Here is a 3094-nt window from a genome sequence, read left to right on the forward strand (position 1 = left end):
GGCTCGCCAAGGACTATGGAACGGATGCTCGCGACCTTGCCAAAATCGAGTGTTACGACGACTTCCTGCGTGAACTGACGAATATCTTCGCCGAGTGCAACCGTGTGCTTAAACGAGGGCGCTATATGGCCATTGTCGTCAGCGATTTCCGGGATAAGTCAAAATACATCATGTTCCATGCCGATTTGGCGCACGCGCTTGAGTCCCGCGGACTCGAAATGCGCGGCCTAAAAGTCTTGTATCAGCGTCATAAGAAGGTATTCCCCTACGGGTATCCGTATTCCTATGTCCCCAACATTCACAACCAATACATCCTGATTTTACAGAAACCGAAATGATGCCAGACTCACGCATCATTCATGGCGACTGTCTTGAGGGCATGGCCGCCCTCAGCGCCGGATCATTTAACTTGATCATTGCTGACCCGCCCTACAACCTAAATAAGGACTTTGGACCGTGGAAGGAAACCGAGCGTAAGACTGAGTGGAGAGATTGGATGCGGACGTGGCTTGAGGAAGCCGGCCGCCTACTTTCTGATGAGGGCAACATCTTCGTCTATGGCATCCACCATCACATGTGTTGGGTCCAGTGCATGATGCTGGAGATGGGTCTGATCTACCGCCGCCAAATCATTTGGCACTATGAGAACGGCTTTGCCGGATATGGCAAACGTACTCTCAATGCCACCTACGAGCCATTGTTGTGGTTCTCCAAGACGAACCACTACATCTACACGCCTATCCGCGAACCATACAAAAGTCAGGAACGCCTGAAACATAAGATAGTCAAGAATGGCAAGGTGTGGGAGCCTAATCCCGAGGGCCGTATGGCCGGGGACATCTGGTCATTTCCCACGCTTGCCGGCCGCCGATTCCGCGACGAGAAGGTTGATCACCCGACCCAAAAACCACTCTCGATCTCCCGTAGAATCGTTAAGCACTTCTCTAATCCCGGTGACATGGTTCTGGTGCCGTTCGCAGGCAGCGGAAGTGAGTGCGTCGCCGCAGTAATGGAGGGTAGGAGATACCTCGGTTTTGAGTTGAATCCTGTTTACGTTGATCTAGCGCGCGAACGCATTGTTCGCGCGCTAGATGCTAATAGTTCCACGTAGACGATTTTTACTACTTTGCTGGTCTGAACGCACCGGGGTAAGGCTCCGTCAGCTTTGCATCCTCAAGGCCAAGGCAATCAGCAAGGTCGATTGTTCGTTCACCAATGGTGAAGGCGTCGCCATCGAAGCCATTAAGCCTTGTGCAATTCCAAAGTAACGCGACAAGCGCACCGATCGTGATAGTGCGGCAGCGTAATCCAAGCACTTTCTCGATATCGCGGATCACCCGGTAATATTCCGAACGTATATTTGGAAATGATAAAATGATGCTGATAGGGTCGATTCCATCGACCGCATAACCATAGCGCGAATGAAGCACCGCCACGTCTTCAAGCAGCGCGCGCGGAGATTCCAATACGTCCGCGCCGATCTCAATCTCTCCCACGAACGGTCTGTCCCTGCGAGAAAAGCCAACAACGTCGATACGCATGTTGGTATCCCCGGGCCGCCGCGTGCGGGCGTTCAGTCCGACTTCGTTGAGGAGATTCCTAACCAGGAGGGTTGTTCGGGAGTCAACAAGCTTCGTCACGGAGACCGGAAGATTAGAAGCTGCGGGTGCATCTAACCTTGAAATCCGCCCACTACGTCTCACGTTCGGGTGCTTGCCGCTTCGCTGCCCCATGGAGACGAGCTTGTCAGAGTCCGTCGTCTCAACTCTAGCGGTTCGGCCATCGGCTAGGCTGATGGCGCCATAGGGGCATCGGCTGATGCACAATCCGCATCCCATGCAATCGTTCTCCACGACAACGGCAGCGGTGTTATCGCCATTCCAGCGGATTGCCCCCGTCGGGCAGACATCACGACTAGGATTTCCGGGGAATGCGCCGAGTGCCCCGAACAGAGCTAGCTCGCTTTCGTCTTTTTCCATGCAGGGTGCGTTACCACACCCGAGGCAGGTTCCAACCCCAGCCCGTCCGTCTGCCAGCGCGACCAGCGTGCGCTGCCCACTCTCATAATGCACGGCCGTTACGTCAGCACCATAGTGTCGAGCAAACGTCCCCGCTGCCCGTCGACCTTTGTGCATAACAAAATCAGACACTCAAGAATCCCCGAAGCTGGCTGAGTTGCACGGCATCAATTGTCACATCATCGCGTATGGCGCGTAACGCAAGGTAAGCAAGGGTGGTCAGGTCAATCACCCCTAGACGTAGCTTAAAGGCTTTGAACACATCGTCGATTAGGTTCGACATGTCGCCGCGCTCATTAGGAAGGCGGTTGCCGACAATGAGGCTCGCCAGTTCCTGGCGCGTCGCCAACCCACCCCGAGAGAGTAAGATCACTTTGTTTTCGAGTGCCTGCCGGACAGCCTTGGTGGACAGCACAATTTCCTCGGTCGGCGACTTGATCTCCACGGGAAGGGCATAACCATCGACCATCACATAGGCATCCCACCGCTGGTAATTCACACCAGCTCGCGAATGGTTGCTATCGAACCCGAGGATTTGAAACATGTGCGCCACCAGTGGGTAGAACACGGTTTTGGTGTCCCCCGCATGCTGTTCTGCGAATGCCTCCGCTGCGAGATCGATCTTATCGTATGCCTTCAAGAAATCGATCAATTCCGTCCGCAATGCATCAGGGCCGCTCGCGTTAATTCGCTCCGCCGTGACCATGACTGGAGGTACGTATAGGTGCGAATGGTCGCCGCGCCCATCCGACTCCACCGCTACTGCTACTGCCACCCGACCTACTCCCTCATCCAATAGTGTGGTCTGCGTACGCGCTGGGAAGGCGACGGCAATATCGCTGAGAGAAAGGGACTGAAACGGTGAGAACAGCAAGTTACGCCCATCAGTGCCCAACCGCGCGAACGTTGCTGCCGCTAATGCCTCCGCCTCTGAGATGCGCTCCTCGACCGGCGCGATGTCAAACCCTGATCGTTCTAACATCCGAAAGTGTGCAACAACGGTAAGTGCTTTGCGTTCTTCCGATGTGAGCCGAGCCACATCATCGACGCGCAGATCGACGCTTCCATTGACGCGA

At 54.9% G+C, this 3094-nt stretch carries 4 protein-coding genes and 1 pseudogene; 2 read left to right on the plus strand and 3 right to left on the minus strand.

Features of this window, described 5'->3' with window-relative positions; genetic code table 11:
* Positions 1-338: hypothetical protein (locus ACP5E6_RS17650; RefSeq protein WP_427956462.1), on the plus strand; the 338-nt coding region annotated here is incomplete at its 5' end.
* Positions 338-1111 carry a DNA-methyltransferase gene (locus ACP5E6_RS17655; protein WP_427956465.1) on the plus strand — a complete coding sequence of 258 codons (774 nt, stop codon included), beginning with the start codon at positions 338-340 and terminating at the stop codon, positions 1109-1111. The genes ACP5E6_RS17650 and ACP5E6_RS17655, both read left to right, overlap by 1 nt.
* Before the next feature lie 10 nt (positions 1112-1121).
* Here ACP5E6_RS17655 and ACP5E6_RS17660 read toward each other — a convergent pair whose 3' ends face one another.
* From ACP5E6_RS17660 to ACP5E6_RS17670, 3 genes and pseudogenes are all read right to left on the minus strand, one after another.
* Positions 1122-1541, minus strand: a complete 420-nt coding sequence (locus ACP5E6_RS17660; RefSeq protein WP_427956469.1) for a hypothetical protein — start codon at positions 1539-1541, stop codon at positions 1122-1124.
* A gap of 255 nt (positions 1542-1796) precedes the next feature.
* Positions 1797-2135 (minus strand): annotated as a pseudogene (locus ACP5E6_RS17665) (4Fe-4S dicluster domain-containing protein); the annotation flags it as partial.
* 7 nt (positions 2136-2142) lie between these two features.
* A partial coding sequence (locus ACP5E6_RS17670; protein ID WP_427956467.1) for a hypothetical protein occupies positions 2143-3094 on the minus strand: 952 nt, incomplete at its 5' end.

Origin of the sequence: Acidiphilium sp., assembly GCF_049977125.1 — a bacterium.
Lineage (GTDB): Bacteria > Pseudomonadota > Alphaproteobacteria > Acetobacterales > Acetobacteraceae > Acidiphilium.